This window comes from Nocardia sp. NPDC056611 (assembly GCF_042792755.1).
Taxonomy (GTDB): domain Bacteria; phylum Actinomycetota; class Actinomycetes; order Mycobacteriales; family Mycobacteriaceae; genus Nocardia.
In genome coordinates, this window is the sequence record NZ_JBHTVV010000001.1 from 824,397 (window position 1) to 847,871 (window position 23,475).

A 23,475-nucleotide genomic window follows, 5' to 3' on the forward strand; every position below is an offset into this window, starting at 1 on the left:
GCGGAGGGAGGGAAGAACGAGACCTCCGGGGCCGCGAACCGCCCCGGAGCGAAGCGGAGGGGCAGATTGGACACAGTACAGTCGAGGGCATGTGTGCGCCGTTGCCGACATTGTGCGGGAAGCCGGTGGCGACGGATCGGGCGCTTGTCATGGCGATCGTGAACCGGACGCCGGACTCCTTCTATGACAAGGGCGCGACGTTCACCGACGAGGCCGCCCTGCGAGCCGTGGACACCGCGGTCGCCGGCGGCGCGGATCTGGTCGACATCGGCGGGGTGAAGGCCGGGCCCGGGTCGGAGGTGGACGCCGCGGAGGAGTCGCGCCGGGTGGTGCCGTTCGTGGCGGCTATCCGCGAGCGTTATCCCGAGCTACTCATCAGCGTCGACACCTGGCGCGCCGATGTGGCGCGGGCCGCGGTCGCCGCGGGCGCGGACCTGATCAACGACACCTGGGCGGGCGCGGACCCGGAACTGGTCGGCGTGGCCGCCGAACTGGGTGTGGGAATCGTCTGCTCACATACCGGGGGCGCGATTCCGCGGACCCGTCCGCACCGGGTGCGGTACGCCGATGTGGTGACCGAGGTCACCGAGACGGTGGTGGCCGCGGCCGAAAATGCTGCGGCGGCCGGGGTGGCCAAGGACTCGATTCTGATCGACCCGACCCATGATTTCGGGAAAAATACCTACCACGGGCTCGAATTGTTGCGGGCGATAGACGTTCTTGTGAAAACCGGATGGCCCGTCTTGATGGCGCTGAGCAATAAGGATTTCATCGGAGAGACTCTTGGTGTCGAGCTATCCGAACGATTGGAGGGCACATTGGCAGCGACTGCTTGGTCGGCCGCCGCGGGTGCCCGGGTCTTTCGAGTGCACGAGGTGGCCCAGACCCGCCGGGTCGTGGACATGATCGCCGCCATCCAGGGTCACCGCCCACCCGCCCGTACTTTGCGAGGTCTCGCATGAAAACAGACTGGGTGAACACCAACACCTTCGACCGTCCCGACTGGTCGGTCCCCGAACTTGTCGCGGCCAAGGGTGACCGCACCGTCTCGGTGGTCCTGCCCGCCCTCAACGAGGAAGCCACCGTGGCCGCCGTGGTGGCCAGCATCCGGCCCCTGCTCGGCACGCTGGTGGACGAACTCGTCGTCCTGGACTCCGGGTCCACCGACGCCACCGCCGTCCGCGCACAGGCCGCCGGGGCCCGTGTGGTCACCCGTGAGCAGGCCGTCCCCGAACTCGACCCGGTTCCCGGCAAGGGCGAATGCCTGTGGCGGTCGCTGGCCGTCACCAGCGGCGACCTCATCGCGTTCGTCGACTCCGACCTCATCGATCCCGACCCGAACTTCGTGCCCAAGCTGCTGGGCCCGCTGCTCACGGTCGACGGCATGCACCTGGTCAAGGCGTACTACCGCCGCCCGCTGCGCACCGGCGAATCCGTCGACCACCACGGCGGCGGCCGCGTCACCGAACTGGTGGCCCGTCCGCTGCTGGCCGCGCTGCGCCCCGAACTCTCGAATGTGCTGCAGCCCTTGGGCGGCGAGTACGCGGGCACCCGTGAACTGCTCACCGCGGTGCCCTTCGCCCCCGGCTACGGCGTGGAGATCGGCCTGCTGCTCGACACCTACGACCTGCTCGGCCTCTCGGCCATCGGACAGGTGAATCTCGGTGTCCGCCAGCACCGCAACCGCCCGCTGGCCGACCTGGGCGTCATGAGCCGCCAGATCCTGGGCACCGTCCTGGGTCGCAGCGGGATCCAGGACTCGGGCGCCGCGCTGACCCAATTCCCCATGGTGGCAGGCGAATTCATCGCGAACATGACCGACGTCTCGCTCGCCGACCGCCCGCCCATGAACACCCTGCGCTCCGAGGAGGCCGCGGCCTGACCCGCCGCGGCAGCCCGAAGCACGAACCCGCCCGGAGCGAAGCGGAGGGCAATCAGGCTCTGTCGTGGCGATAGATCGGCGTGAGCAGATCCGCTTCGATCGGCTCGCCCGTCGAGCGGTCGTAACGGACGCCGACCACCGCCGAGAACGGGTGGGTGGCCGCCCGCTCGTGCAGGGTCGCGAGCCGGGTGGCCAGCAGCCGGATCGCCCCCAGGGAGGCGGGCGGGTGCAGGCCGTCGATGACCAGCACGCTGCCCTTGCCGTCCGGTCGGGGGAGGCGGGCCAGGTAGGCGATGTCGTAGGGCTCGGTGCCGCCCGGGCGGTAGACCCGCCGCGCGGCCCGGTCCTCGATGCCCCGCCGCACCCGGCCGGCCCGCGCCACCGTGCGGCGCAGCCGGGGATCGGCGGCCACCAGATAGCGCAGACTGGGTGACAATTCGGGCCCGCCGAGCACGATCAGACCGTCCCGGTCCAGATCGAGCGGGCGACCGGGGAGGAACCGCTGGACATTCGCGGTGAAGCCGAGCTCGCGCAGCAGTTCCACCAGCCGGTGCGGCGCGGCCGCGTCGGGCGCGCCGACCAGGGCCATGGAGCGGGTGGTGCTGCGCACGTCCGGCGTGAGGATGGTGAGCGGACCGTGACCGAAGAACAGGCCCTCGGGCACCGGGCCCTGCGTGCTCACCTGATGGATGCGGGCGCGGGAAAGACCCGCGGCCGCACCGATTCTGGCGAACGTCCAGCCTTCGGCATGTAGTTCGCGGATGACTGCGCGGCGGATGCGCGTCAGCTCATTGATCTGCTGCTGCGCGGCTGCCACGCCTTCGGTGGCGGCTTTCAGGCGTTCGACCTTGTCCTCGATCGCGAATACCCGGGCCACCTCGTCGGCCGACATGTGCGCAGTCTAGATAGCTGGACAGCATCATGTGTCAAGTCCGGTAGACAGAATTGATCTCAGGTGGCGTCGGGATCCACCGGCGGACGTTCGTTGCGCTCCAGTGGTTTTTGTTCCGCCGGCATGGAAATAGGGCCGTATCCGCTATTGCTGGAACCGTTTCCGCTGTTCGCGGAGCTGCCCGGCTTGTCGAATTTGGTCAGGTCGGTGAAGCTGTTCAGGATCGAGTCGTCCCCGTCCAGCAGGTGTTTGGTCACCATGGACCGTGGATTCATACCCCGCAGTTCGTTCAACTGCTCCAATGGTTTACGGATCTCGTCGAATTCCGGGCCGAGCTCATTGCGCAATTGCTGGGAAGCGCCGGTCGCGTAATCGCGGGCCTGTTTCAAGGCGTGCGCGGTCCAGCGAACGGCGCCCGGCAGTCGCTCCGGACCCAGAATCACGAGGGCGGCGACAAGCAGGATGAGCATCTCGCCCCAGCCGATATTGCTGAACACGAGTACAGGCTACCTACCCGTTCTTCTTATCCGTTTCCAGCGTCACCGGAACATCGACCTCACGGCCGTCGCGAATGAGTTTCACGTTCACGGTCTGGCCGATCTCGTGCGACTGCACCGCCACGGTGAGCTCCTCCGGCCCCGACACGTCACGGTCGCCGACCTTCACGATGACGTCGCCCTCGACGATGCCCGCCTTGGCGGCCGGACCGCCGGCCTGCACGTCGGCCACCGCCGCGCCGCTCATCACGTCATTGGCGACCAGCTTGGTCTTGGCGCTCACGCCCAGCATGGGGTGGAACACCTCGCCGTTGTGGATCAGCGCCTGCGAGATGCGCTTGACCTGATCGACCGGGATCGAGAAGCCCAGGCCCACCGAACCGCCGCTCTCGGACTTGATGGCCGAGTTGATGCCGATCAGCCGGCCCTGCATGTCCACCAGCGCGCCACCGGAGTTGCCGTGGTTGATCGCGGCGTCGGTCTGCACGGCGTCCAGGGTGGCATCGGTGTCGGTGCCCTCGCCGCCCACCTTCACCGGCCGGTGCAGCGCCGACACGATGCCGGAGGTAACCGTCTTCTCCAGGCCCAGCGGGGAGCCCAGCGCCAGCACCTCGTCGCCGACCTGCACGTCGCCGGAACTGCCGAGCTGGATCACCGACAGGTTCTTCACGTCGACCTTGAGCACCGCCAGATCCGTCTTGGTGTCGCGCCCGACGATGCGGGTCGGCACCCGCTGGCCGTCGGAGAACACCACGTCCAGCTTGGCCTTGCCCGACTTGTCATTGGCGGCCAGCGAGATCACGTGATTGTTGGTGACGATGTAGCCCTCGCCGTCGATCACCACGCCCGAACCGGTGGAACCGGTGTCGCCCAGCCAGGCCCGGACCGTCACCACCGCCGGCATCACCGCGTTGACCACCTTGGTGATCTGGTTGTGCGATTCGGGGGCCGCGGGCGCGGACTGCAACGACACCTTGCGAGAGGTCAGCGCCGACGCCGACGAACCCGTGAAGGCCCCGACGACCCCACCGATCAGGCCGATCACCGCGGCGATGGCCGCCAGCAGCGACAGCGCCCGCCACGACACCCGGCCACCGAACAGCACCTCACGCGCACCCAGCTTGGGTCCGGGGGTGAGCGGCGGCGCCGGGGGCTGCGGCACCGCCGGACTGCCCAGGCGCGCGGCCGAATTCGGATCCCGCCACGGATCGGCGGGCGCGCTCGGCGCGGCACTCTCGCCCTTGGCTTCGGGATCACGCTGCAACAGCTCGGACGAACCCTCCGGACGTCCGAACGCCTCGGCCAGCACCGCGTCCGGCGGCCGGTTCTGAATCTCGGAGCCCCCCGGCGCCGCGGCGGCCGCCGCACCCGCGGTGCGGGCCGCGAACGAGCCGTTCTGGCCGTTCGGGCGGCGGAAAGCGCGCGCGGTGTGATTGTCCACGTGCGGCCGGTACACCGGCCGCGGCCCCAGCACCGGTGCGTCCGACGGCCGCAGGTTCCCCCGATCGGCCGCCGAATCGGAGGTCGCCTCCCGTTCGGGCTCGGGCCCGGTGTTCTTCGATTCGGTGGTCACGCTATGGACTCTACTTGCGCCACCATGAGGTCCACCGTCTGCTGTCGAACGAATCTTGGCGCAGCCCGAAGGAACTCATGCCGCGCGCCAGCGGACCCCGATCCCGATCGGCCGGATCCGGCGCGGGGTGATTGGCGCACTCCTGCAACAGCGCCCGCGGAATCCGGCTCAGCGTGTCGTGCAGGCTCAGCGGCGCGGAGATCTGATCGGAGGACTGCCGCAGCGCGATCCGCGCCTGCTGCTGGGCGTCCACCTCGGCCGCGCACTCGCGGCACACGGAAAGGTGGTGGGCGGCACGCAGATACGCGTTCATCCGTAGTTCGCCGTCCACGTAGGCGGCGATGGCCTCACTGGCCAGATGCTCGGTGGGGGCGAAACGCGGGGGACGACGGTGCGGTCGGTCCTCGCCGTTCATACGCTGCACACCCTTCCGGACGATTCGAGGTCTTCGGGCGAGCGCTGCCCGCGGGTCACCCGATCTGCTCGGCGGCGATGCGCCGCTCCACCCCATTATGCTCGAGTTGCTCGCGCAGTGCCTGACGTCCTCGGTGGATGCGGCTGCGCACGGTGCCCAGCTTGACCCCCAGCGTCGCGCCGATCTCCTCGTACGACAGGCCCTCGATGTCACAGAGCACCACGGCGGCACGGAATTCCGGGGCCAGCGAGTCCAGCGCGGACTGCAGATCCGGATCCAGGTTGGCGTCGTGGTAGGCCTGCTCCGGATCGGGACCCTCGGACGGGACGCGGTCGTAGTCCTCGGGCAGCGCCTCCATGCGGATGCGGTTGCGGCGGCGGACCATGTCCAGGAACAGGTTGGTGGTGATGCGGTGCAGCCAGCCTTCGAAGGTGCCGGGCTGATAGTTCTGCAAGGAACGGAAGACCCGGATGAAGGTTTCCTGGGTCAGATCCTCGGCGTCCTGCGGATCACCGGTGAGGCGGTAGGCCAGGCGGTACACGCGGTCGGCGTGCTCACGGACCAGTTCGTCCCAGGTGGGCATGACATTGCGGTCGCCGGTGGCGTCGAAGGCGGCGGTCCCGGTGAGGGCGGCCTCGTCGTCGGCGGGGGACAGCAGCAACGCACCGTCCAGCGGGGTGTCGCTGTCGTGCGGCTGGATCTGCGGGTGCAGGGTGTTGGCGTGTTCACGCGCCGCGTCGACCATGTGGATGGGGTTACCTCCTACTCGGGACCGTGAACCTCGGTTACCGGTGTCAACCCATCCGTTCGATCGGCTGTTCCCGTTCCCCGAGACCGCGGTCGCTGGCCTGGCGTGAGCATTACTCTGGTCGGTCGTGATGTGGCAGCTGTATGCAGAGGCTGAGGGACACCTGAGAAAAATCGCCACACCGGCCGGTCACCGCCACGCCTTACCGGTGTATCGCCATTAGCCTCTACTGGGTGAGCCTGACTCCCGCGGCACAGAACCTGCAGCGCAACCTCGAATACGTCGAGGAATCCGTCGCCGAGGACGACATCCTCGTCGGCGCGCGCGAACGCGCGCTCGAACTCGGCGCCGCCCCGGTCGCGCCGGCCGTCGGCGCGCTGCTCAGCATGTACGCCCAGTTGCTCGGGGCGCGGGCCGTGGTCGAAGTCGGCACCGGGGCGGGGGTGAGCGGGCTGTGGCTGCTCGACGGCATGCGCGAGGACGGCACGCTGACCACCATCGACTCCGAGCCCGAGCATCAGCGCGCGGCCCGTGAGGCGTTCCGGTCGGCCGAGATCGCGCCCGCGCGCACCCGGCTCATCAACGGCCGCGCCCTCGACGTGCTGCCGCGACTCGCCGATGGGGCCTACGACCTGGTCTTCATCGACGCCGCGCCGCTCGAGCACCCGCAGTACGTGGCGCAGGCGGTGCGATTGCTCCGCGAGGGCGGGGCGATCCTGCTGCACAACGCGCTGCTCGGCGGGCGCGTGCCGGATCCGAACCAGCGCGACCCGCAGACCACGGCCGTGCGTGCCGCCACCCGGGCGATCGCCGAGGATCCGGATCTGACCAGCGTGCTGATCCCGGTGGGGGACGGCCTGCTCTGCGCCTCGCGCGGCTGAGATCTCTGCGCCTCGCGCGGCTGAGATCTCTGCGCCTCGTGCGGCCGAGGATCCGGCGCGCGGGGCGAGAACCCCACGCCCGGTGATGATTTCGACGTCGCCGAGGTGTTCCGCCCGGCGATAGTCCACGCGGCGATCATTGCTCTCGGGCGTTTTTCCGCGCGCGGAAAATCCCCGACGCGCACGCCAGATTTCTCTGATGACCAATCGGACCGAATGTGTCCCGCGCCCCTCTTGCGCTCGCGTTGAACGACTGTTTAATCTGTTGAACGTGCGTTCAATCGACGATCTGACCACCCGGGCGCGGATTCGCGACGCCGCGATCACCGTGTTCGGGGAACAAGGGTTCGGGGTCGGCGTGCGTGCCATCGCCACCGCCGCCGGAGTGTCCCCCGGGCTGGTCATCCACTATTTCGGGTCCAAGGACGGACTCCGGGAGGCGTGCGATGACCAGGTCCGCGCGACCGTCAAGGCCGCCAAGCTGGAGTCGGTCCAGGACCCCTCACCCACCGCGACGATGCGGCAGCTCGCCGAGATCGAGGAATTCGCGCCGCTGATGGCCTACCTGATGCGCAGTCTCCAGGCGGGTGGGCCACTGTTGCGGAACTTCTTCGAGCACATGGTCGAGGACACCGAGCTGTACCTGCGGGCCGGGATCGCGTCCGGCACCGTGCGGGCCATGTCCGACATCGCGGCCATGGCGCGCTACATCGCCACCCAGAACGGCGGCGGCATGATGATGTTCCTGCAGCTGTACGCGGCCGAGCACGAGGGGCCCGTGGACTACCGGAAGGCGTTGCGCGAGTACGCCGATCACATGATGCTGCCCGCGCTCGAGCTCTACAGCTCCGGCCTGCTGGCCGACCGCACGATGCTGGACGCCTACCTCCAACAGCAAGCCGAATAGACCCTCGGCTCCCCACAATCGTTTTCCTGCAAGGAGATTCGATGACCACTCCCGCCAGCCCGGCGATCGAAGTCCGGGACCTGCACAAGAACTTCGGGCAGGTGCGCGCGCTGGACGGCCTCGACCTGGAGGTCGCGCACGGCGAGGTGCACGGCTTCCTCGGGCCGAACGGGGCCGGGAAGTCCACCACCATCCGCGTCCTGCTCGGCATCCTGTCCCGCACCTCGGGCGAGGCCCGGGTACTGGGCCGCGACCCGTGGACCGACGCCGTCGCTCTGCATCGTGACATCGCCTACGTGCCCGGCGATGTCACGCTGTGGCCCTCGCTGTCCGGCGGCGAGACCATCGACCTGCTGGCCCGCATGCGCGGCGGCATCGACCAGGCCCGGCGCGCCGAAATGATCGAGCGCTACGAGCTGGACCCGACCAAGAAGGCGCGCACCTACTCCAAGGGCAATCGGCAGAAGGTGGCGCTGGTGTCGGCGTTCTCGTCGAACGCGCGGCTGCTGCTGCTCGACGAACCCACCTCGGGCCTGGACCCGTTGATGGAGCAGATATTCGGCGAATGCGTGGCCGAGGCGGTGGCGCGCGGTACCACCGTGCTGCTGTCGAGTCACATCCTGTCCGAGGTCGAGAAGCTGTGCCAGCGGGTCACCATCATCCGGTCCGGCAAGACCGTGGAGACCGGCACGCTCGCGCAGATGCGGCACCTGTCGCGCACCTCCATCACCGCCGAGATGATCGGCAGCCCAGGCGATCTCAGCCGGGTGCCCGGTGTCGAGGACATCAGTGTGGAGGGCAGCACCCTGCACTGCCAGGTCGACAGCGAACACCTCGGCGAACTCATCCGGGTGCTGGGCGACGCGGGGGTGCGCAGCCTGGTCAGCCAGCCGCCGACCCTGGAAGAACTGTTCCTGCGCCACTATTCGCTCGACGGCGGCGCGCCCGCCGGCGAGCGCGAGAAGGTGTCGAAATGACCGCCGTCACCGCCACCGCACCTCGCATCGCCGAATCACCGCTGCGCGCAGCCGATTTCACCGGAACCGGCCAGTTGCTGCGGTTGTACCTGCGGCGCGACCGGATCGTGCTGTCGCTGTGGGTGCTGCTGCTGTCGCTGCCGCTGGGCAGCGTCTACATCAAGAGCGTCGAGAAGGTGTACAGCACGCCGGAGGATCTGGCGCACCTCGCGACCAGCATCCTCGCCAGCCCCGCCCAGCTCGCCATGTACGGGCCCGTCTACAACCCCACCGACCTGGGGGCCGTGGGCATCTGGAAAGCGGGGATGTTCCACACGCTCATCGGGATCGCCACCATCCTCACCGTCATCCGGCACACCCGCGCCGACGAGGAGACCGGCCGCACCGAACTGCTGGCAGCCACCCGGGTGGGCCGCTTCGCGGGCCTCACCGCGGTGCTGATCATGACCTACGGTGCGGCACTGGCCACGGGACTGCTCGGATTCGTCAGTCTCGCGGGCACTTCGGTCCCGAAGGCCGGGTCGCTGGCGTTCGGGCTGGCGCTGGCCGCGTCCGGCATCGTGTTCGCCTCGGTCGCGACGGTCACCGCGCAACTGTCGGTGAGCGCGCGGGTGGCGCGCGGGCTCGCCTTCGCGGTGCTGGGCGTCACCTACACGCTGCGGGCCATCGGCGACGCGCGCGCCGGAGACGGGCCGACCAGTCCGCTCACCTGGCTCTCGCCGCAGGGCTGGTCACTGCAGGTGCGGCCGTACGCGGGCGACCACTTCGCCATCCTGCTGCTGCACCTGGCCGCCACCGTGGTGCTGACCGTCGCCGCGTATTACCTGCTGGCACACCGGGATATCGGCGCCGGCCTGATCGCCGAGCGCCCCGGCGCGGCCGGCGCCGGGGCCGCCCTGAGCGGTCCCTTCGGACTCGCGTGGCGGTTGCAGCGCGGCACCCTGCTGGCCTGGACCGTCGGGCTCGGGCTGTACGGGCTGCTGATCGGCAGCGTGATCCACGGCATCGGCGACGAGCTCGGCACCAGCCAGACCATCAAGGACCTGATCACCCGCATGGGCGGCTCGGACTCGCTGGAGAAGGCGATGGTGAACTACGCGTTCACCATGGTCGCGGTCGGCGCGGCCGCGTACGCGGTGTCGGCCACGCTGCGGCTGCACGCCGAGGAGAGCACCGCGCACGCCGAGACCCTGCTCACCGGCGCGGTGTCGAGAACCCACTGGGTGGCATCGCATCTGGCGTACGGGCTGCTCGGTCCGCTGCTGGCCCTGATGGCGTCGGCCGGGCTCGCCGGGCTGGTCTACGGCCGTGCCGCCGGGGACGTCGGCGGCAAGCTGGGGCAGACCCTGGCCGCCGCTCTGGTGCAGGTGCCCGCGGTGTGGACCTTCGCGGCCATCACCGTGGCCCTGTTCGGGCTGCTGCCGCGCTGGAGTTCCGTCGCCTGGGGTGTGCTGACCGCCGCCATCGCCGCGTTCCTGCTCGGCTCGCTGTCCGGTGCGCCGCAATGGCTGCGCGACCTGAACCCCTTCGAGCACGCGCCCAAGGTGCCGGGCGCGGCGTTCACCGCCACCCCGATCGTGGTGCTGCTGCTGGTCGACGTGGCCTTGATCACGGTGGGGCTCATCGCATTCCGCCGCCGGGACCTGCGCTCGGCCTGACGGCGACCGCCCCGCGAACGGCCGCCCCGGACATCCGGGGCGGCCGTTCGCGTGCCCGGCACACGGGCGGCCCGGCAGCGAATCATCAGCTGCCGGTGCGGGTATGGCGGGAGGGCACCGGTGGCGGTGCAGGGGCAGTGTCCAGGGGTGGATTCGGGCCGGGCCTGGGGTGTACCCCAGTAGGGGATCGATTTATCGCTAGGAGGTGGGGGAGATGTTCGAGGGACTGGCCCTCGGGGTGCACCTGCCGACGGGATGGCTGTGGCCGGCACTGGTCGTCTTCGGCGGCATCCTGGGCGCGGCGCTACTGGTGCTCATGCTGGTGAGCGGCGCCCGATTCGACGACCGCGAATCCCGCTACGTGCCGACCACGACGGGCTCGTGTCAGCCGTTCTGCGGCACCGGCACACCCGCGCCCGGGTTCCCGATGCGACCCGGAATCACGAACTGATCGGTCGCCGCGAGGTTTCCGGACGGCACTTCAGGTTTCCGGGCGGCCCACCAGGTTTCCGGATAGCGCGGTCGGATACTCCACGAGAATAGTTCGACGAGTGGGGGTTCCCATGGGTCAGCGGGTACCGGCCGTGGTCGGGTTGTACTTCCGCGACGGCGGGCAGTGGCGGCGCATCGCGGAATTCCGGCTCGCCGCGGACGGCCGCGCCACCTTCCGAGCGGTGGATCCGATCGAGGGCCTGGTCGCGCGGGTCTGGTACCACCAGGGCGTCGACATCCTCGGCGAGCAGCGCACCGTGCTGCCCGGCGACGGCGCGGAGTTCCTGCGAGCACTGCTGCAGCCGTTCGGTTTTCGCGACTACCGGTTCCGGGACGACAGCACCCCGCGCGGCGGGCTCACCCGGGCCCGGCACACCGTCTCCCGCAGCGCGGCCACGCCATGCCCAGCCGAAGGTGAAACCGACTGCGCGGTAGCGGAATCGGAATGTCACCGCTGCGCCGAGCCGGAACCCGCCACCGGCGACCGCGCCCATCGGCCCGCCGCCTGGCGACTGCTGGACGCGGATCGCATCCGCTTCCGAGACGCGGCGCCCTGAGCGCCGCACCAGAATTCGCTACAAGCTGTTGGCCAGCAGCGCGTACTGCGCGACCGCCTTCTTCTTCGCCTCGGCGTCATTGGCCCCGTCCGCCACGCCCACGTACTGCTTGTAGCGGACATAGCAGCGGCTGGGCTTCTTGTCCGAGGATCGGTGCACGCACTGGGAATCCGGCACCTTGTCGTCCACGGCGGTCGTGGTCGTCTCCTGCAGATTCCGGATCATTCCGGCCATCAGGTCCGCGCCCGCCTGCGCGTCGCGCACCCGGATCACGAAACTGCCGTCCGCGACCGACATCTCGCTCGCGCCGGTATCGGCCACCAGCTTGGTCCAGAACCCCAGATCATCCGACGGCAGCACCAGCCAGTTGGCCGGGAACACCGCGAACTTGTCCGGATCCACCGTGCGGTGGTCGCGGTCCATCACCAGGGTGCGGGCCAGCAGGCGATCCGGATCCACCGGCAGCTGGGCGATCTGATCGTTCGGGGTGGCCGCGAACGCGTCCAGCACCGGGACCTCCGCGTCCAGGGTCTTCTTGGACCAGGACAGCAGGCCCTGCAGATCGGCGGTGGGGCGCAGGATGAACAGCGAGATCACGAAATCCTTGTGCGCCATCGCGACTCCGATGGTGGGCACGCCCGGCCGCCAGTGCGCGTACGCGTCCGGATAGTCGGGCAGGGTGAGCTTCTGATTGACGTTCAACGCCACCGAGAAGTCGGCGTCCTCCAGCTCGCGGGCCGCCAGCTTCGCGGCATCCGCGGTCGGGAAGCGCAGCACGCGGGTGGTGATGGTGGTGCCGTTCGGGTCCGGATTGTCGTTGACGTCCTCACGATCGGAGCCGCTGGCCGCGAAACCGGCCACGAAGCCGCGATTCACCAGCACGTTCTTCACCGCGGACGCCAGGTGACTGACATTGAGCACATCGTCGACGCTGGCCAGCACCGCACCGCCGCGGCCGATGTTCAATGCCGGATCGATCTTCACCGCGGGAGCCACCGCGGCGGTCATGCGGATGCCCTCGAGCGTCGCGCCCTTGCCGCCGTTGTTGCGGTCGTAGGTGTAGCGATTCACCGGATAGGTCCCGGTGTCGAGGGTGCGGACATCCAGTTCGCCGGGGACGGCGGTGCCCGAACGGCCGCAGCCGGAGGCCAATGCGGCGATCAAGGCGAGACAGGTGAGTGCGGTGACGACCCGCGCCGGACGGCCCATGATGATCCCTCCCGCGCGGCCCTGCGTCGGCAGCGCTCCCTATCGAAAGATTTTCGGGCCAACGACCGCCGACTGTCCACTCCTATACCGTGTCGCGATCAGACCCAGGTGCCCTTGCCCACGGTCACGACGCCGCCGTTGCTGACCGCGAAGCGTTCCCGATCGCGTTCCCGATCGACGCCGATGATCTCGCCCTCGGTCACCACCACGTTCTTGTCCAGGATGGCGTGCCGCACCACCGCGCCCCGGCCGATCCGGGTTCCCGGCATGAGCACGCTGCCCTCCACCGTCGCGCCGTCCTCCACCAGCACGTTGGAGAACAGAACCGAATTGCGGACGGTCGCCGCCGACAGGATGCTGCCGGCGCCCACGATCGACTCCTGGGCCAGCCCGCCACGGCCGAACTTGGCGGGCGGGAGGTTCTCGGCCGCACCGCGAATCGGCCAGTGCTTGTTGTACAGGTCGAACACCGGGTCCACCGACACCAGATCCATGTGGGCGTCGTAGAAGGCGTCGATGGTGCCGACGTCACGCCAGTAGCCGCGGCTGCGGTCGGTCGCGCCGGGCACCACATTGGTGGAGAAGTCGTAGACCGCGGCCGCGCCGCCGCGCACCAGGGACGGGATGATGTCGCCGCCCATGTCGTGGTCGGAGTCGTTGTCGTCGGCATCGGCGCGGATCGCGTCCACCAGCACCTTCGTGGTGAAGACGTAATTGCCCATGGAGGCGAAGGTGACGTTCGGGTCGTCGGGGGTGCCCGGCGGGTGCACCGGCTTCTCCAGAAAGCCGATGATGCGGCCGGATTCGTCGGAATCGATGCAGCCGAAGGCACTGGCCGAGCTGCGCGGCACCCGGATGCCCGCCACCGTCACGCCCGCCCCGGACTCGATGTGCGCCTGCACCATCTGCTCGGGATCCATCCGGTACACGTGGTCCGCGCCGAACACCACGATGTACTCGGGGTCCTCGTCGTAGATCAGGTTCAGCGACTGCATGATCGCGTCCGCCGAGCCGGTGTACCAGCGCGGCCCCAGCCGCTGCTGCGCCGGCACCGGGGTGATGTACTCCCCGCCGAACCCCGACAATCGCCAGGTCTGCGAGATGTGCCGGTCCAGGGAATGCGACTTGTACTGCGTCAGAACACAAATCCGCAGGTAACCGGCGTTCACCAGATTCGACAGCACGAAGTCGATGAGCCGGTACGCGCCGCCGAACGGCACCGCGGGCTTGGCGCGGTCCTTGGTGAGCGGAAAGAGTCGCTTGCCCTCGCCACCGGCGAGCACGATCCCGAGTACGTGCGGCTGGCTCCTCACACCACTGAAACTACCGGGTGCACCCGAACGTGGAATGTCCAGCATGTGCCGTGTTCATCGCGATCTTGCTGGCCACGTCGATTGGATGGTTCCACAGCGAGCGTTTACGTTGGACCCGTGCACACGTCGCGATGAACACCCGGGGATGAGAGACACCGAGCCTTAGAGGGCCGCGGACAGCCGGAGCGGAGCGGAGGCCATGGACAGAGCACCTCGTGGACTGCGAGTGGCCATGATGACCCGTGAATACCCGCCCGAGGTGTACGGCGGGGCGGGGGTGCACGTCACCGAACTGGTGCCCAGGCTGCGGGAACTGTGCGACGTGACCGTGCACTGCATGGGGGTCGCGCGCACGGATGCGGTGGTGCACCAACCGGATCCGATGCTCTTCGCCGCCAACTCCGCCGTCCAGATGATGTCGGCGCAGTTGCGGATGGCCGACGCCGCGAGCTTCGCCGACGTGGTGCACTCGCACACCTGGTACACCGGGCTGGCCGGGCATCTGGCCGCGCAGCTGTACGGGATTCCGCACGTGCTGACCGCGCATTCGCTGGAACCGCGGCGGCCGTGGAAGGCCGAACAGCTCGGCGGCGGCTACCGGCTTTCGTCGTGGTCCGAGCACAATGCCGTGACCTACGCCGACGCCGTGATCGCGGTCAGCGCGGGCATGCGGGCCGACGTCCTCGACGCCTATCCCGACATCGACCCCGGGAAGGTCCACGTGGTGCACAACGGCATCGACGCCCGGGTCTGGCATCCGGGCGGGCCCGCGCTCGGCTCCCGTGACGTGCTCACCGAACTCGGCGTGTCACAGGACCGGCCGATCGCCGCCTTCGTCGGGCGCATCACCCGGCAGAAGGGCGTGCCGCATCTGCTGGCCGCCGCCCGGCACCTGGACCCCGACATCCAGCTCGTCCTGCTGGCCGGCGCCGCCGACACCCCAGCCATGGAGGCGGAGGTGGCGACCGCGGTCCGCGCGCTGCGCGACGACCGCGACGGGGTGTTCTGGATCAAGGAGATGCTGCCGACCGAACTGGTCCGGCAGGTGCTCGCCGCCGCAACGGTTTTCGTGTGCCCGTCGGTGTACGAGCCGCTGGGCATCGTGAACCTGGAGGCCATGGCCTGCGGGACCGCCGTGGTCGCCTCCGACGTCGGCGGCATTCCGGAGGTGGTGGCCGAAGGGGAGACCGGGCGGCTGGTCCACTACGACGAGCACGCGCCCCACGACTACGAACGCGGCCTGGCCCGGGCCGTCAACCTGGTGGCCGCCGACCCCGTCACCGCCGCCGCCATGGGGACGGCCGGGCGGGTCCGGGCCATCGACCACTTCGACTGGACGCAGATCGCGGCCCGCACCGCGCGGATCTACGACCAGGTTCGCAAGGGCTGAATCAGAGCGGGTAGCGCATGAACACGTCGGCGCGGCCGTAGGGGCTGGGCGGCAACTCCGACGGCGGGACGTGGACGAAACCCATCGACTCGTAGAGGTGCACGGCGCTCGCCAGGCGGGCATTGCTGGCCAGGAAGAACTGCTTCGCACCCAGCTCGCGGGCCCGGTCGATGGCCTCCCGCAACACCACGCGGCCGATGCCCCGGCCCCGGAAGCGCGGCGACACAGCCATTTTCGACAGTTCGAAGACTCCCGGATGCTCCTGGACCAGGGCCACGCAGCCGACGGCCGCACCGTCCAGCCGGGCGATGAGCACCTCGCCGCCGTTCGCGACGATGGCTTCGGCATTGTCGAGGGTGGCCAGGTCGGCGGCCTCGACCGTGAAGAAGGCCTCGATCCACTCCAGATTCAGGTCCCGGAAGGCGCGCGCGTCCTCGGGTCCGGCCATCGGTGCGACCACGATCGAATCGAGCTCGGGGGCTTCGGCGTCCATCTGCTGCGTCACCCCGAAAGCATGTCGGACTTCGAACCATAACGTCCAATACTTGATAGCTGCGATCGATATCATCAGCTTATGAACACTGGGGTGGAGTTGCGGCACCTGCGGTATTTCCAGGCCGTCGCCGAGGAACTGCACTTCGGGCGCGCCGCGGCCCGCCTGCACATCGCCCAGCCCGCCCTCACCCAGCAGATCCAGCGCCTGGAAACCCTGCTCGGCACCCGGCTCTTCGACCGCACCTCCCGCACCGTCGCCCTCACCCCGGCCGGGATCGTGCTGCGCGACCGCGCCGCCGCCCTGCTCGGCCACGCCGACCGCGACCTCGCCGAGGTGATCCGCATCGGCCAGGGCGGCCAGGGCACCCTGCACCTCGGCTTCGTCCCCTCGGTCCTGCCCCTCGAACCCCTGCGCGGCGTCCGCGAATTCCGTGAACGCTTCCCCGTCGTCCACGTCGACCTGACCGAAGGCTTCACCAGCCACCTGATGGCCCGCCTCGCCTCCGGCACCCTGGACATGGCCATCGTCCGCGACCCCGACGACCAGCCCGGCACGGTCACCACCCCGCTCATCACCGAACCGTTCGTAGCGGTCCTGCCCGCCGACCACCCCGCCGCCGCCCGCCCCACCCTGACCGGCGCCGAACTCGCCGACCACCCCGTGGTCTTCTTCCCCCGCGCGGCAGGCGAACTCGCCTACGAGAAGAACCTCACCCCGCTCCTGGAATACGGCCGCCGGCCCCGCATAGTCCAGGAAGCCACCAACTGGACGATCATCCTCTACCTGGTTGCCGCGGGCCTCGGCATCACCATCGCCCCGCGCAGCGCCACCTTCACCGCCCCCGACTCGGTCCGCATCATCCCTCTGACCGGAACCGAAGCCGCCACCACCATCTACACCGCGACCCGCGTGGGCGACGACCGGCCGCTGGTCCACAATCTGCTCGCCCTGCTCCCGAACCGCCCGGCCGCGCCGCGCGAACAGCCTTGAGCGCCACACTCTTCCGGGACCGGGTCGGCCCGGCTCAGCGTGGCCGGTACGCCGAGACCGTCACGGAAGCGGTCACCGCCACCGGATCGGGCAGTGCCGCAACAGCTTCGGCCCGGCCCTCGTCCCCGTGGAACGCCGACGGTCCCATCGCCACCACTCGCGCCACATCCTCGTGCGTGAGCGACATCGTGTATTCGACAGCCTCGCGCCCCACCAGCTCGAAACGCTCCCCGAGGGATTCGGCGAGCCGATCCTCCTTGGCCGCGTCCACGCTCACCATCCCCAGCGGCTCGATCAGCTCCCGCAGATGCCTCGAGGTCGGAGTCACCACCACGAACCGCCCGCCCTCGGCCAGCACCCGAGCGACCTCGTCCGCGTTCCGTGGCGCGAACACCGACACGACCGCGCTCATCACCCCGTCGGGCACGGGCAGCCCACGCCACGCGTCCGCCAGCACCGACCCCGCCCGCACATGCGCCCGAGCCGCCCGACGGGCAGCTGCCTTCGACACATCCAGGGCGATGCCGCGGGCTCCGGGCAGCGCGTCCAGTACCGCGGCCACGTAGTAGCCGGTGCCCGCGCCTATCTCGAGGACCGCGAGACCGCGATCGGCCGCTTCGGTCCGAACGGGCGTCGGCGATTCCGCCGCGGGGTCCGGCCCCGCCCAGGATCGGCTGCCGACCGGACTCTCCGGCGTGCCGGGGGCCTCGGCGCGCCCGCCGCCCGTCGCGGCCGTCTCGCCGGACAGGAGCGTGGCGGCCAGTCGTGCGGCGGAGGCCGTGGCGACCGACATTCCGGGCGTGGCGATACCGGCGCGGGCTCGATGATGGCGGGATGCCGAGTCGGTGCCGGAATTGCGGAGGGCGGTGGGGGTCGCCGCGCCGTCCTCGCGCAGTGGGGCCGGTCGGGCGTCGGTGGCAGCGGCAGCCGGGGGCGAGTCCGCTCCGAATAGTGAGGTGTCGGCAGCGCGGCCGGGCAGGGGCGTCGCGATCGCGGCGGCCAGGGCGGCGGCGATCGGGGCGAAGTGGCCGGCGGATTGGAAGGCGGCGCGGGCGTCGAGCATGGCCGGGGTGTCGCCGGTCATCTTGGTGGACGCGCCGGTGAGGAGGCTGACGTAGCCCTGTTTGGCCAGGTCGTAGCTGTGGCCGAGCCGGCAGCGCAGGGTTCGGGTCGGCGAGTCGTCGGCAGCCGGGTCGACGCCGGCCGTCAGGGGGTGGCCGCACTGTGGGCAGGCCAGCAGGTCGGCGCAGGCCAGAAGCCGATCCGCGGGGGAGGGCTGGTCCGTGCCGACTATGGGGTGCTGTGTGTTGTCGTTCACCGCGATACCGGTAAGCCGGGGGCTCCGGGGAGGAGCCCCCGGGTTGGGCTCACCGGCAGCGATCAGCTGGTGACCTTGACGAGTTCGTCACCGAGCGCCGCGGCTTCATCCGGCGTGAGCTCGACGACCAGACGCCCGCCACCCTCGAGTGGAACCCGCATCACGATTCCACGCCCTTCCTTGGTTGCCTCGAGGGGACCGTCCCCGGTGCGGGGCTTCATGGCCGCCATCCTCTGCTCCCTCCAGATCTGCGCGGTCTGCTGCGCACTTTCATGGAACTCCAGTTGTCACCAACCAGGCAGCCCGCCGGTATGTGGCGGGCTACACCTTGCCCATTCTTCCCTATCGCGGATCGGGGCGGGTACCTGAGTTCCAAAAACCGACCGACGTGGCGTTCAGCGTGTCCCCACATTCACCCAGCAATCGGCGATGTGATCGTCTACCATCCCTGTCGCTTGCATGAGTGCGTACGCCGTGGTGGGTCCCACGAATTTGAACCCGCGCCGCTTGAGTTCTTTTGCGAGAGCGGTGGATTCGGGCGTGACAGCGGGCACATCGGACATTTTCCGAGGCCGCTTCCGTGGGGCCGGGGCAAAGCTCCAGAGCAGCGTGTCGAGACTCTCGTCGAGATCCCGGGCAACCCGCGCATTGTGGACGCTGGCCTCGATTTTGGCTCGATTGCGAACAATGCCCGGATCGGTCAGCAGGCGTTCCACATCGGCCTCTCCGAAGCCCGCCACCCGCTCGATGGAGAAGCCCGCGAATGCCGCCCGGAACGCGGGCCGCTTGCGCAGAATCGTGATCCACGCCAGCCCCGATTGGAAGGCCTCCAGGCACACCCGTTCGAACAGCGCGTCATCGCCGTGCAGCGGGCGACCCCACTCCTGATCGTGGTATTCCCGGTACAGCTGCGAACCCTCCGACCAGCCGCACCGAATTCGTCCGTCGGATTCCACGGGCACGGTCATCGAGTGGCCTCGGGGCCCGGCTCGGCGGGATCGGCCGTCAGCACTTCGGGAACTTCCCGTTCGCCCTCCGGGCGTGGCGTCTCCTCGGGCGCGTCCGCCGGGGCCGTCGCCCGCGCCAGCTCACCCTCGAGTTCGTCGATGCGGGCGGCGAGCCGGGTCAACGCCCAGTCGACCTCACCGGCCTTGTACCCCCGGAACACCTGCTGGAAGCGCAGCGCCCGCACATCGGTCCCGCTGATGCCCGCCACGGGCAGCACGGTGACCGTGGTGCCCTCCGGCAGCGGCCCGAGCTCCTCGGACCGCCCGAAGATCGCACTGGCCACCAGGAACAGCAGGGCGGCGACCAGTCCGACGATCAGCACGTACAGCAGCATGGTGAGCATGCCCCGAGCTTAGGGGTCACCGTCGCGGGCGGCTGCCCACACCCCGGCGGAATTCGGCCGTCGAATTCCGCACGGCCCCTTCGCTACAGGTGGCGGGTGGTGTCGATGGACAGCGACATGCCCGCCAGGCCGCGGCGGCGGACCGAGAGCTTCTCGGCGATGTCCAGCAGCGCCTTGCCCGAGGGGCTCTCGGGCGCGCGCAGCACGATCGGGGTGCCCTCGTCGCCGGCCTCACGCAGCTGCTGCTCGATCGGGATCTGGCCCAGCAGCGGCACATTCGCGCCGATGGTGCGGGTCAGGTTGTCGGCCACGGTCTGACCGCCGCCCGAGCCGTACAGCTCCATGCGCGAGCCGTCCGGCAGATCCAGCCAGGACATGTTCTCGATGACGCCCGCGATGCGCTGCCGGGTCTGCAGGGCGATGCTGCCCGCGCGCTCGGCGACCTCGGCGGCGGCCAGCTGCGGGGTGGTGACGACCAGGATCTCGGCATTGGGGATCAGCTGGGCCAGCGAGATGGCCACGTCGCCGGTGCCCGGCGGCAGGTCCAGCAGCAGGATGTCGAGGTCGCCCCAGAAGACGTCGGCCAGGAACTGCTGCAGCGCGCGGTGCAGCATCGGGCCGCGCCACACCACGGGCGTGTTGCCCTGGGTGAACATGGAGATCGAGATGACCTTCACGTCGTGCGCGATGGGCGGCATGATCATCCGCTCGACCTGGGTGGGCCGCTGCTCGGTGCCCAGCATGCGCGGCACGCTGTGGCCGTAGATGTCGGCGTCGAGCACACCCACCGAGAGGCCCTTCGCGGCCATGGCGGCGGCGAGATTCACGGTGACCGAGGACTTTCCGACGCCACCCTTGCCGGAGGCGACCGCGTACACGCGGGTGAGCGATCCGGGCTGGGCGAACGGGATGACCGGCTCGGCGGCGTCACCGCGCAGCTTGCGGCGCAGCTCGGTGCGCTGCTCGTCGTTCATCACGTCCAGGTCGACGCTGACGGCGCCGACTCCGGGCACGTCGTTGACGGCCTTCGTGACCCGTTCCTGGATGGCGGATTTCATCGGGCACGCCGAGGTGGTCAGGTAGATCACGACCTTGACCGCGCCATCCGCGCCGACGTCGACGCTCTTCACCATGCCCAGCTCGGTGATCGGTTTCCGGATCTCCGGGTCGTTCACCTTCGCGAGCGCGCCCCGCACATCCGATTCCGTAACCACTGGCATGGGCCCAAGTCTAGGAGCGCCGGTTTCGCGCCCCGATGCGGGGCACACTCATGTCAGATGCGGGGCGGGTGTCAGATGCGGGGGAGGGCGGCGGCCGAGGGAGCCATGCCGGAGCCGTACGCGGTCTCCCACGCCATCACGTTGGCGACGTAGGCCATCGAGTTGTTGTAGCGCAGGATGGCCCGCGTCTGCTGGCCCGGGTCACGCATGTCGAGGCCGCCCGAGCACAGGTACTTGCCCGCGGTGAGCGTGGCGTCGTAGATGTTCTGCGGATCGGCGATGCCGTCCCCGTTGCCGTCGGCCGCGTACTTGCGCCAGGTCTCGGGCAGGAACTGCATGGGCCCGACGGCGCGGCGGTAGCTGCCGGACAGGCCGTCCAGGTCACCGCCGTCGGAGGTCTGGATGACGTTGTTGCCGTAGAGGCTTCCGTCGAGCACCGGGCCGTAGATGGGCTGCAGCGGATTGCCGTCCTCGTCGACCTTGCCGCCGAAGCCGTGCGTGGATTCCACCCGGCCGATGCCGGCCAGCAGGTTCCACGGCATGTTGCAGGTCGGGTTCTCCACGGCCAGCACGTGTTCGGCGTTCTGGTAGGCGTCGTGGGCGATGCCGGGCATCCCGAGCGGTCCGGCGGCGCGGGCGGCGGGCACCCGGCCCTCGGGCAGCGCGACGGACTTGATCTCCGGCGGGCCCACGGGCGCAACCTGTTTGGCCTCGTGCAGGAGGGGTTCGGGGGCAGGGGCGGCGGGCGGGGCCGCCTCCGGTGCGGGTAGCTGGTCTTCGTCGCCGCCGAACTGGTGCTGGAAGGTTGCCGCGAGCTTGTCGGTGATGTGGCCATCACCCGCTCCGGTAACTGTGGCGAGCCCTGCGGGCACGAGCCCGGTCAATGCGATGACCGATCCACGACGAACTCTGGGGACCGGGGGTTTACGGTGACGACCCACTGTGTGGTGACCCTCCATTGCCATCGGTTGATACCGGGGAGATGCAACACAGGTCACATTACCTCATCCGAGACCTTCTTGTTACATCTTCGTGATCAACTTTCAGGTTTTGAAGGAATGCCTAGTCAAACGCGAGTTCCGGAGCGACGCGCCGAAACTCGCGAATCACACCTTCGTTACGGAACCGGCGCGGGGGCCGGAGCCGGGAGCGGGATCGTGATGCCGAACGGCAGCGTGATGCCGGGCGCCGGAGTGGTCGGATCGACGGCCTCCGGGGCGGCGTCCGCGGGCGGCTGCGGCTGCGCCTCCGGCGTCTTGGACGGCGTCACCGTTTGCTGGTCCTGCGGTTGCTGGACACCCTGCTGCGGCTGATCCTGCGGCTTGTTCTCGGCCTGCTGCACCGGCGCGGTGCAGGTGGTGATGATGGGCTGATCCTTGGGCAACGGCTTGCCGTCGGGGCCCAGCTTCTGGTCGGCGGGCTGCGCGTCGGCGGGCTTGGCCGGATCCTCGGCGGCCGGGTCGGTGGCCGCGTCGGCGGGCTTCTGATCCGGCGCCGGCGCCGGAACCGCCACCTGCTCACAGGGATTGGCGGGCACGGCCGGGGTGGCCGGGCAGAAGATGCCGCAGGGGATCGGCGGCAGGCCCGCGATGGTGATCATCACCTGGGTCGCGCCGGGCGTGGTGGTCACGACCGTCTGCTGGGTGCCCTCCGGCGCGGGTCCGGCCGGAATTGTGGTGGAGGCCACCGTGATGTCCGGGCCGTTGACCGGAACGTAGTTGTTGGGCACCAGATCCGGCGAGATGCTCACCTGCTGCGGCGCGCCGCCGGTCCGGTAGGCGTTGGCCCAGCTGAGCACATTGGCCGCGTAGGAGATCGAATTGTTGTAGCGCAGCACCGCCCGCAGCTGCTGCTGCGAGTCGGCCAGATCCAGGCCGCCCGAGCACAGGTACTTCCCGGCCGCCAGCGCGGCGTCGAAGACGTTGTTGGGATCGGGCGTGCCGCTGCCCTTTCCGTTGGCGGCGTACAGCGACCAGGTGCTGGGCAGGAACTGCATGGGCCCGACGGCGCGCACGTACTTGCCGTCGGCGGCCTTGATGATCTCGTTGCCGGGCAGTGTCCCGTCCAGCGCCGGACCGTAGATCGGGGTCACCGTGGTGCCCGCGGCGTCGGTGCGGCCGTTGTTGGCGTGGTTGGACTCGATGCGGCCGATACCGGCCAGCAGGTACCACGGCAGATGGCAGTTGGGGTCCGAAGACTGCAGCGCCAGTTCGGCATTGCGGTAGGCGGCCAGCACGATCTCCGGGATGCCGAGCAGGCCGCCGCCGCCGGGCAGGGCGATGTCGCGCAGCGGGACGGTGCCGCCGAAGAGCGGCATGCCGTCCGCGGGCGGGGTCATTGCGCTGAGTTTGCGGGGCGCCTCCGGAGCCGCCGGCACCAGTCCGACCAGCCGATCCGACGGCGTGTCCACAGGCGTGTTCAGACTCGCGTTGGTCGCGGCGGAGGCCGCGAGCAAGGCGTCGGGCGCGGCCTGCGGGGCGACGGGGTGGACCGTCGTGTTGGTGGCGGAACCGGCGGTGACCAGGCCCGCTATCAACAGCGCAGACGCTGTCACCGGAGCAGAAATTCTCTTCGCCACCACACAATCCCCTCAGTCGTGCGGCCGGAGCCCCGTGGTGACACGTGTGCTGCGGCAGTGTCTGGGTCGGTCGCTCGGAACAACGTGATCCAGGTTACCCATGAGTCAGCTTGTTCGGTACAACTTCTGTG

25 protein-coding genes are annotated in these 23,475 nt (G+C 69.5%); 10 read left to right on the top strand and 15 right to left on the bottom strand.

What is annotated here, in order from left to right; all coding sequences use genetic code 11:
- Positions 1–89: 89 nt before the first annotated feature.
- Positions 90–962 (top strand): dihydropteroate synthase, encoded by an 873-nt coding sequence (gene folP, locus ACFRAQ_RS03765; RefSeq protein WP_379093716.1) that lies wholly within the window; start codon positions 90–92, stop codon positions 960–962.
- Positions 959–1,882, top strand: a complete 924-nt coding sequence (locus ACFRAQ_RS03770; protein ID WP_379093719.1) for a glucosyl-3-phosphoglycerate synthase — start codon at positions 959–961, stop codon at positions 1,880–1,882. Before folP ends, ACFRAQ_RS03770 begins: the two co-directional genes overlap by 4 nt.
- Before the next feature lie 52 nt (positions 1,883–1,934).
- Here the strand turns inward: ACFRAQ_RS03770 and ACFRAQ_RS03775 are convergent, their stop codons facing one another.
- Genes ACFRAQ_RS03775 through sigE form a run of 5 tightly spaced genes read right to left on the bottom strand, consistent with a single transcriptional unit; the run spans position 1,935 to position 6,004 of the window.
- Positions 1,935–2,774, bottom strand: a complete 840-nt coding sequence (locus ACFRAQ_RS03775; protein WP_357091433.1) for a hypothetical protein — start codon at positions 2,772–2,774, stop codon at positions 1,935–1,937.
- 59 nt (positions 2,775–2,833) lie between these two features.
- Positions 2,834–3,271, bottom strand: a complete 438-nt coding sequence (gene tatB / locus ACFRAQ_RS03780) for a Sec-independent protein translocase protein TatB (RefSeq protein WP_379093722.1) — start codon at positions 3,269–3,271, stop codon at positions 2,834–2,836.
- A gap of 13 nt (positions 3,272–3,284) precedes the next feature.
- The gene (locus ACFRAQ_RS03785) at positions 3,285–4,844 is read right to left on the bottom strand and encodes a S1C family serine protease (protein WP_379093725.1); all 1,560 of its coding nucleotides are present in this window, start codon (positions 4,842–4,844) and stop codon (positions 3,285–3,287) included.
- Between the two features lie 10 nt (positions 4,845–4,854).
- Positions 4,855–5,259 carry a hypothetical protein gene (locus ACFRAQ_RS03790; protein ID WP_379093728.1) on the bottom strand — a complete coding sequence of 135 codons (405 nt, stop codon included), beginning with the start codon at positions 5,257–5,259 and terminating at the stop codon, positions 4,855–4,857.
- Positions 5,260–5,314: 55 nt separating this feature from the next.
- Complete coding sequence (sigE, locus tag ACFRAQ_RS03795) at positions 5,315–6,004, bottom strand: RNA polymerase sigma factor SigE (protein ID WP_379093731.1); 690 nt, start codon at positions 6,002–6,004, stop codon at positions 5,315–5,317.
- Between the two features lie 236 nt (positions 6,005–6,240).
- Here sigE and ACFRAQ_RS03800 point away from each other — a divergent pair, with 236 nt between their 5' ends.
- From ACFRAQ_RS03800 to ACFRAQ_RS03825, 6 genes are all read left to right on the top strand, one after another.
- A complete protein-coding gene (locus ACFRAQ_RS03800; RefSeq protein WP_357091424.1) occupies positions 6,241–6,888 on the top strand; it encodes an O-methyltransferase in 648 nt (215 codons plus the stop codon).
- Between the two features lie 271 nt (positions 6,889–7,159).
- Entirely contained in the window at positions 7,160–7,795 is a 636-nt protein-coding gene (locus ACFRAQ_RS03805; protein WP_379093734.1) for a TetR family transcriptional regulator, read from the top strand.
- A gap of 41 nt (positions 7,796–7,836) precedes the next feature.
- Positions 7,837–8,772, top strand: coding sequence for an ATP-binding cassette domain-containing protein (locus tag ACFRAQ_RS03810; protein WP_379093737.1), 936 nt, complete (start codon positions 7,837–7,839; stop codon positions 8,770–8,772).
- The gene (locus ACFRAQ_RS03815; protein WP_379093740.1) at positions 8,769–10,430 is read left to right on the top strand and encodes an ABC transporter permease; all 1,662 of its coding nucleotides are present in this window, start codon (positions 8,769–8,771) and stop codon (positions 10,428–10,430) included. Before ACFRAQ_RS03810 ends, ACFRAQ_RS03815 begins: the two co-directional genes overlap by 4 nt.
- A gap of 214 nt (positions 10,431–10,644) precedes the next feature.
- Positions 10,645–10,881, top strand: a complete 237-nt coding sequence (locus ACFRAQ_RS03820) for a hypothetical protein (protein ID WP_379093743.1) — start codon at positions 10,645–10,647, stop codon at positions 10,879–10,881.
- Positions 10,882–10,981: 100 nt separating this feature from the next.
- Positions 10,982–11,479, top strand: a complete 498-nt coding sequence (locus tag ACFRAQ_RS03825) for a hypothetical protein (RefSeq protein WP_379093746.1) — start codon at positions 10,982–10,984, stop codon at positions 11,477–11,479.
- Between the two features lie 18 nt (positions 11,480–11,497).
- On the opposite strand, the gene ACFRAQ_RS03830 is transcribed toward ACFRAQ_RS03825, so the two are convergent.
- Together ACFRAQ_RS03830 and glgC are read right to left on the bottom strand one after the other, a co-directional pair.
- Positions 11,498–12,688, bottom strand: coding sequence for a hypothetical protein (locus tag ACFRAQ_RS03830; protein ID WP_379093749.1), 1,191 nt, complete (start codon positions 12,686–12,688; stop codon positions 11,498–11,500).
- A gap of 98 nt (positions 12,689–12,786) precedes the next feature.
- Entirely contained in the window at positions 12,787–14,001 is a 1,215-nt protein-coding gene (gene glgC / locus ACFRAQ_RS03835; RefSeq protein ID WP_379093751.1) for a glucose-1-phosphate adenylyltransferase, read from the bottom strand.
- A gap of 220 nt (positions 14,002–14,221) precedes the next feature.
- On the opposite strand from glgC, the gene glgA reads away from it, so the two are divergent.
- Positions 14,222–15,391, top strand: a complete 1,170-nt coding sequence (gene glgA / locus ACFRAQ_RS03840; protein WP_379095789.1) for a glycogen synthase — start codon at positions 14,222–14,224, stop codon at positions 15,389–15,391.
- Between the two features lies 1 nt (position 15,392).
- On the opposite strand, the gene ACFRAQ_RS03845 is transcribed toward glgA, so the two are convergent.
- Positions 15,393–15,896: a GNAT family N-acetyltransferase gene (locus ACFRAQ_RS03845; protein ID WP_379093754.1), complete on the bottom strand. Its 504-nt coding sequence runs from the start codon at positions 15,894–15,896 to the stop codon at positions 15,393–15,395.
- Between the two features lie 69 nt (positions 15,897–15,965).
- Between ACFRAQ_RS03845 and ACFRAQ_RS03850 the strand changes: the two genes are divergently transcribed.
- Positions 15,966–16,877: a LysR family transcriptional regulator gene (locus ACFRAQ_RS03850; RefSeq protein WP_379093757.1), complete on the top strand. Its 912-nt coding sequence runs from the start codon at positions 15,966–15,968 to the stop codon at positions 16,875–16,877.
- A gap of 34 nt (positions 16,878–16,911) precedes the next feature.
- Here ACFRAQ_RS03850 and ACFRAQ_RS03855 read toward each other — a convergent pair whose 3' ends face one another.
- The 7 genes from ACFRAQ_RS03855 to ACFRAQ_RS03885 form a co-directional block, all read right to left on the bottom strand.
- The gene (locus ACFRAQ_RS03855; RefSeq protein ID WP_379093760.1) at positions 16,912–18,195 is read right to left on the bottom strand and encodes a methyltransferase domain-containing protein; all 1,284 of its coding nucleotides are present in this window, start codon (positions 18,193–18,195) and stop codon (positions 16,912–16,914) included.
- Between the two features lie 62 nt (positions 18,196–18,257).
- Positions 18,258–18,425, bottom strand: a complete 168-nt coding sequence (locus ACFRAQ_RS03860; protein WP_083869218.1) for a DUF3117 domain-containing protein — start codon at positions 18,423–18,425, stop codon at positions 18,258–18,260.
- 165 nt (positions 18,426–18,590) lie between these two features.
- Entirely contained in the window at positions 18,591–19,163 is a 573-nt protein-coding gene (locus tag ACFRAQ_RS03865) for a DNA-3-methyladenine glycosylase I (protein WP_379093765.1), read from the bottom strand.
- Entirely contained in the window at positions 19,160–19,546 is a 387-nt protein-coding gene (locus ACFRAQ_RS03870; RefSeq protein ID WP_379093768.1) for a DivIVA domain-containing protein, read from the bottom strand. Before ACFRAQ_RS03870 ends, ACFRAQ_RS03865 begins: the two co-directional genes overlap by 4 nt.
- Positions 19,547–19,629: 83 nt before the next feature.
- The gene (locus tag ACFRAQ_RS03875; RefSeq protein ID WP_379093771.1) at positions 19,630–20,766 is read right to left on the bottom strand and encodes an Mrp/NBP35 family ATP-binding protein; all 1,137 of its coding nucleotides are present in this window, start codon (positions 20,764–20,766) and stop codon (positions 19,630–19,632) included.
- Positions 20,767–20,837: 71 nt separating this feature from the next.
- Positions 20,838–21,707, bottom strand: coding sequence for a lytic transglycosylase domain-containing protein (locus tag ACFRAQ_RS03880; RefSeq protein WP_379093774.1), 870 nt, complete (start codon positions 21,705–21,707; stop codon positions 20,838–20,840).
- A gap of 176 nt (positions 21,708–21,883) precedes the next feature.
- Positions 21,884–23,320: a lytic transglycosylase gene (locus ACFRAQ_RS03885; protein WP_379093777.1), complete on the bottom strand. Its 1,437-nt coding sequence runs from the start codon at positions 23,318–23,320 to the stop codon at positions 21,884–21,886.
- Positions 23,321–23,475 lie beyond the last annotated feature (155 nt).

Coding starts and splice junctions, on each gene's coding strand:
- folP (WP_379093716.1), top strand. CDS start 90: ATGTGTGCGCCGTTGCCGACATTGTGCGGGAAGCCGGTGGCGACGGAT.
- ACFRAQ_RS03770 (WP_379093719.1), top strand. CDS start 959: ATGAAAACAGACTGGGTGAACACCAACACCTTCGACCGTCCCGACTGG.
- ACFRAQ_RS03775 (WP_357091433.1), bottom strand. CDS start 2,774: ATGTCGGCCGACGAGGTGGCCCGGGTATTCGCGATCGAGGACAAGGTC.
- ACFRAQ_RS03790 (WP_379093728.1), bottom strand. CDS start 5,259: ATGAACGGCGAGGACCGACCGCACCGTCGTCCCCCGCGTTTCGCCCCC.
- sigE (WP_379093731.1), bottom strand. CDS start 6,004: ATGGTCGACGCGGCGCGTGAACACGCCAACACCCTGCACCCGCAGATC.
- ACFRAQ_RS03810 (WP_379093737.1), top strand. CDS start 7,837: ATGACCACTCCCGCCAGCCCGGCGATCGAAGTCCGGGACCTGCACAAG.
- ACFRAQ_RS03815 (WP_379093740.1), top strand. CDS start 8,769: ATGACCGCCGTCACCGCCACCGCACCTCGCATCGCCGAATCACCGCTG.
- ACFRAQ_RS03820 (WP_379093743.1), top strand. CDS start 10,645: ATGTTCGAGGGACTGGCCCTCGGGGTGCACCTGCCGACGGGATGGCTG.
- ACFRAQ_RS03830 (WP_379093749.1), bottom strand. CDS start 12,688: ATGGGCCGTCCGGCGCGGGTCGTCACCGCACTCACCTGTCTCGCCTTG.
- ACFRAQ_RS03850 (WP_379093757.1), top strand. CDS start 15,966: ATGAACACTGGGGTGGAGTTGCGGCACCTGCGGTATTTCCAGGCCGTC.
- ACFRAQ_RS03860 (WP_083869218.1), bottom strand. CDS start 18,425: ATGGCGGCCATGAAGCCCCGCACCGGGGACGGTCCCCTCGAGGCAACC.
- ACFRAQ_RS03865 (WP_379093765.1), bottom strand. CDS start 19,163: ATGACCGTGCCCGTGGAATCCGACGGACGAATTCGGTGCGGCTGGTCG.
- ACFRAQ_RS03870 (WP_379093768.1), bottom strand. CDS start 19,546: ATGCTCACCATGCTGCTGTACGTGCTGATCGTCGGACTGGTCGCCGCC.
- ACFRAQ_RS03875 (WP_379093771.1), bottom strand. CDS start 20,766: ATGCCAGTGGTTACGGAATCGGATGTGCGGGGCGCGCTCGCGAAGGTG.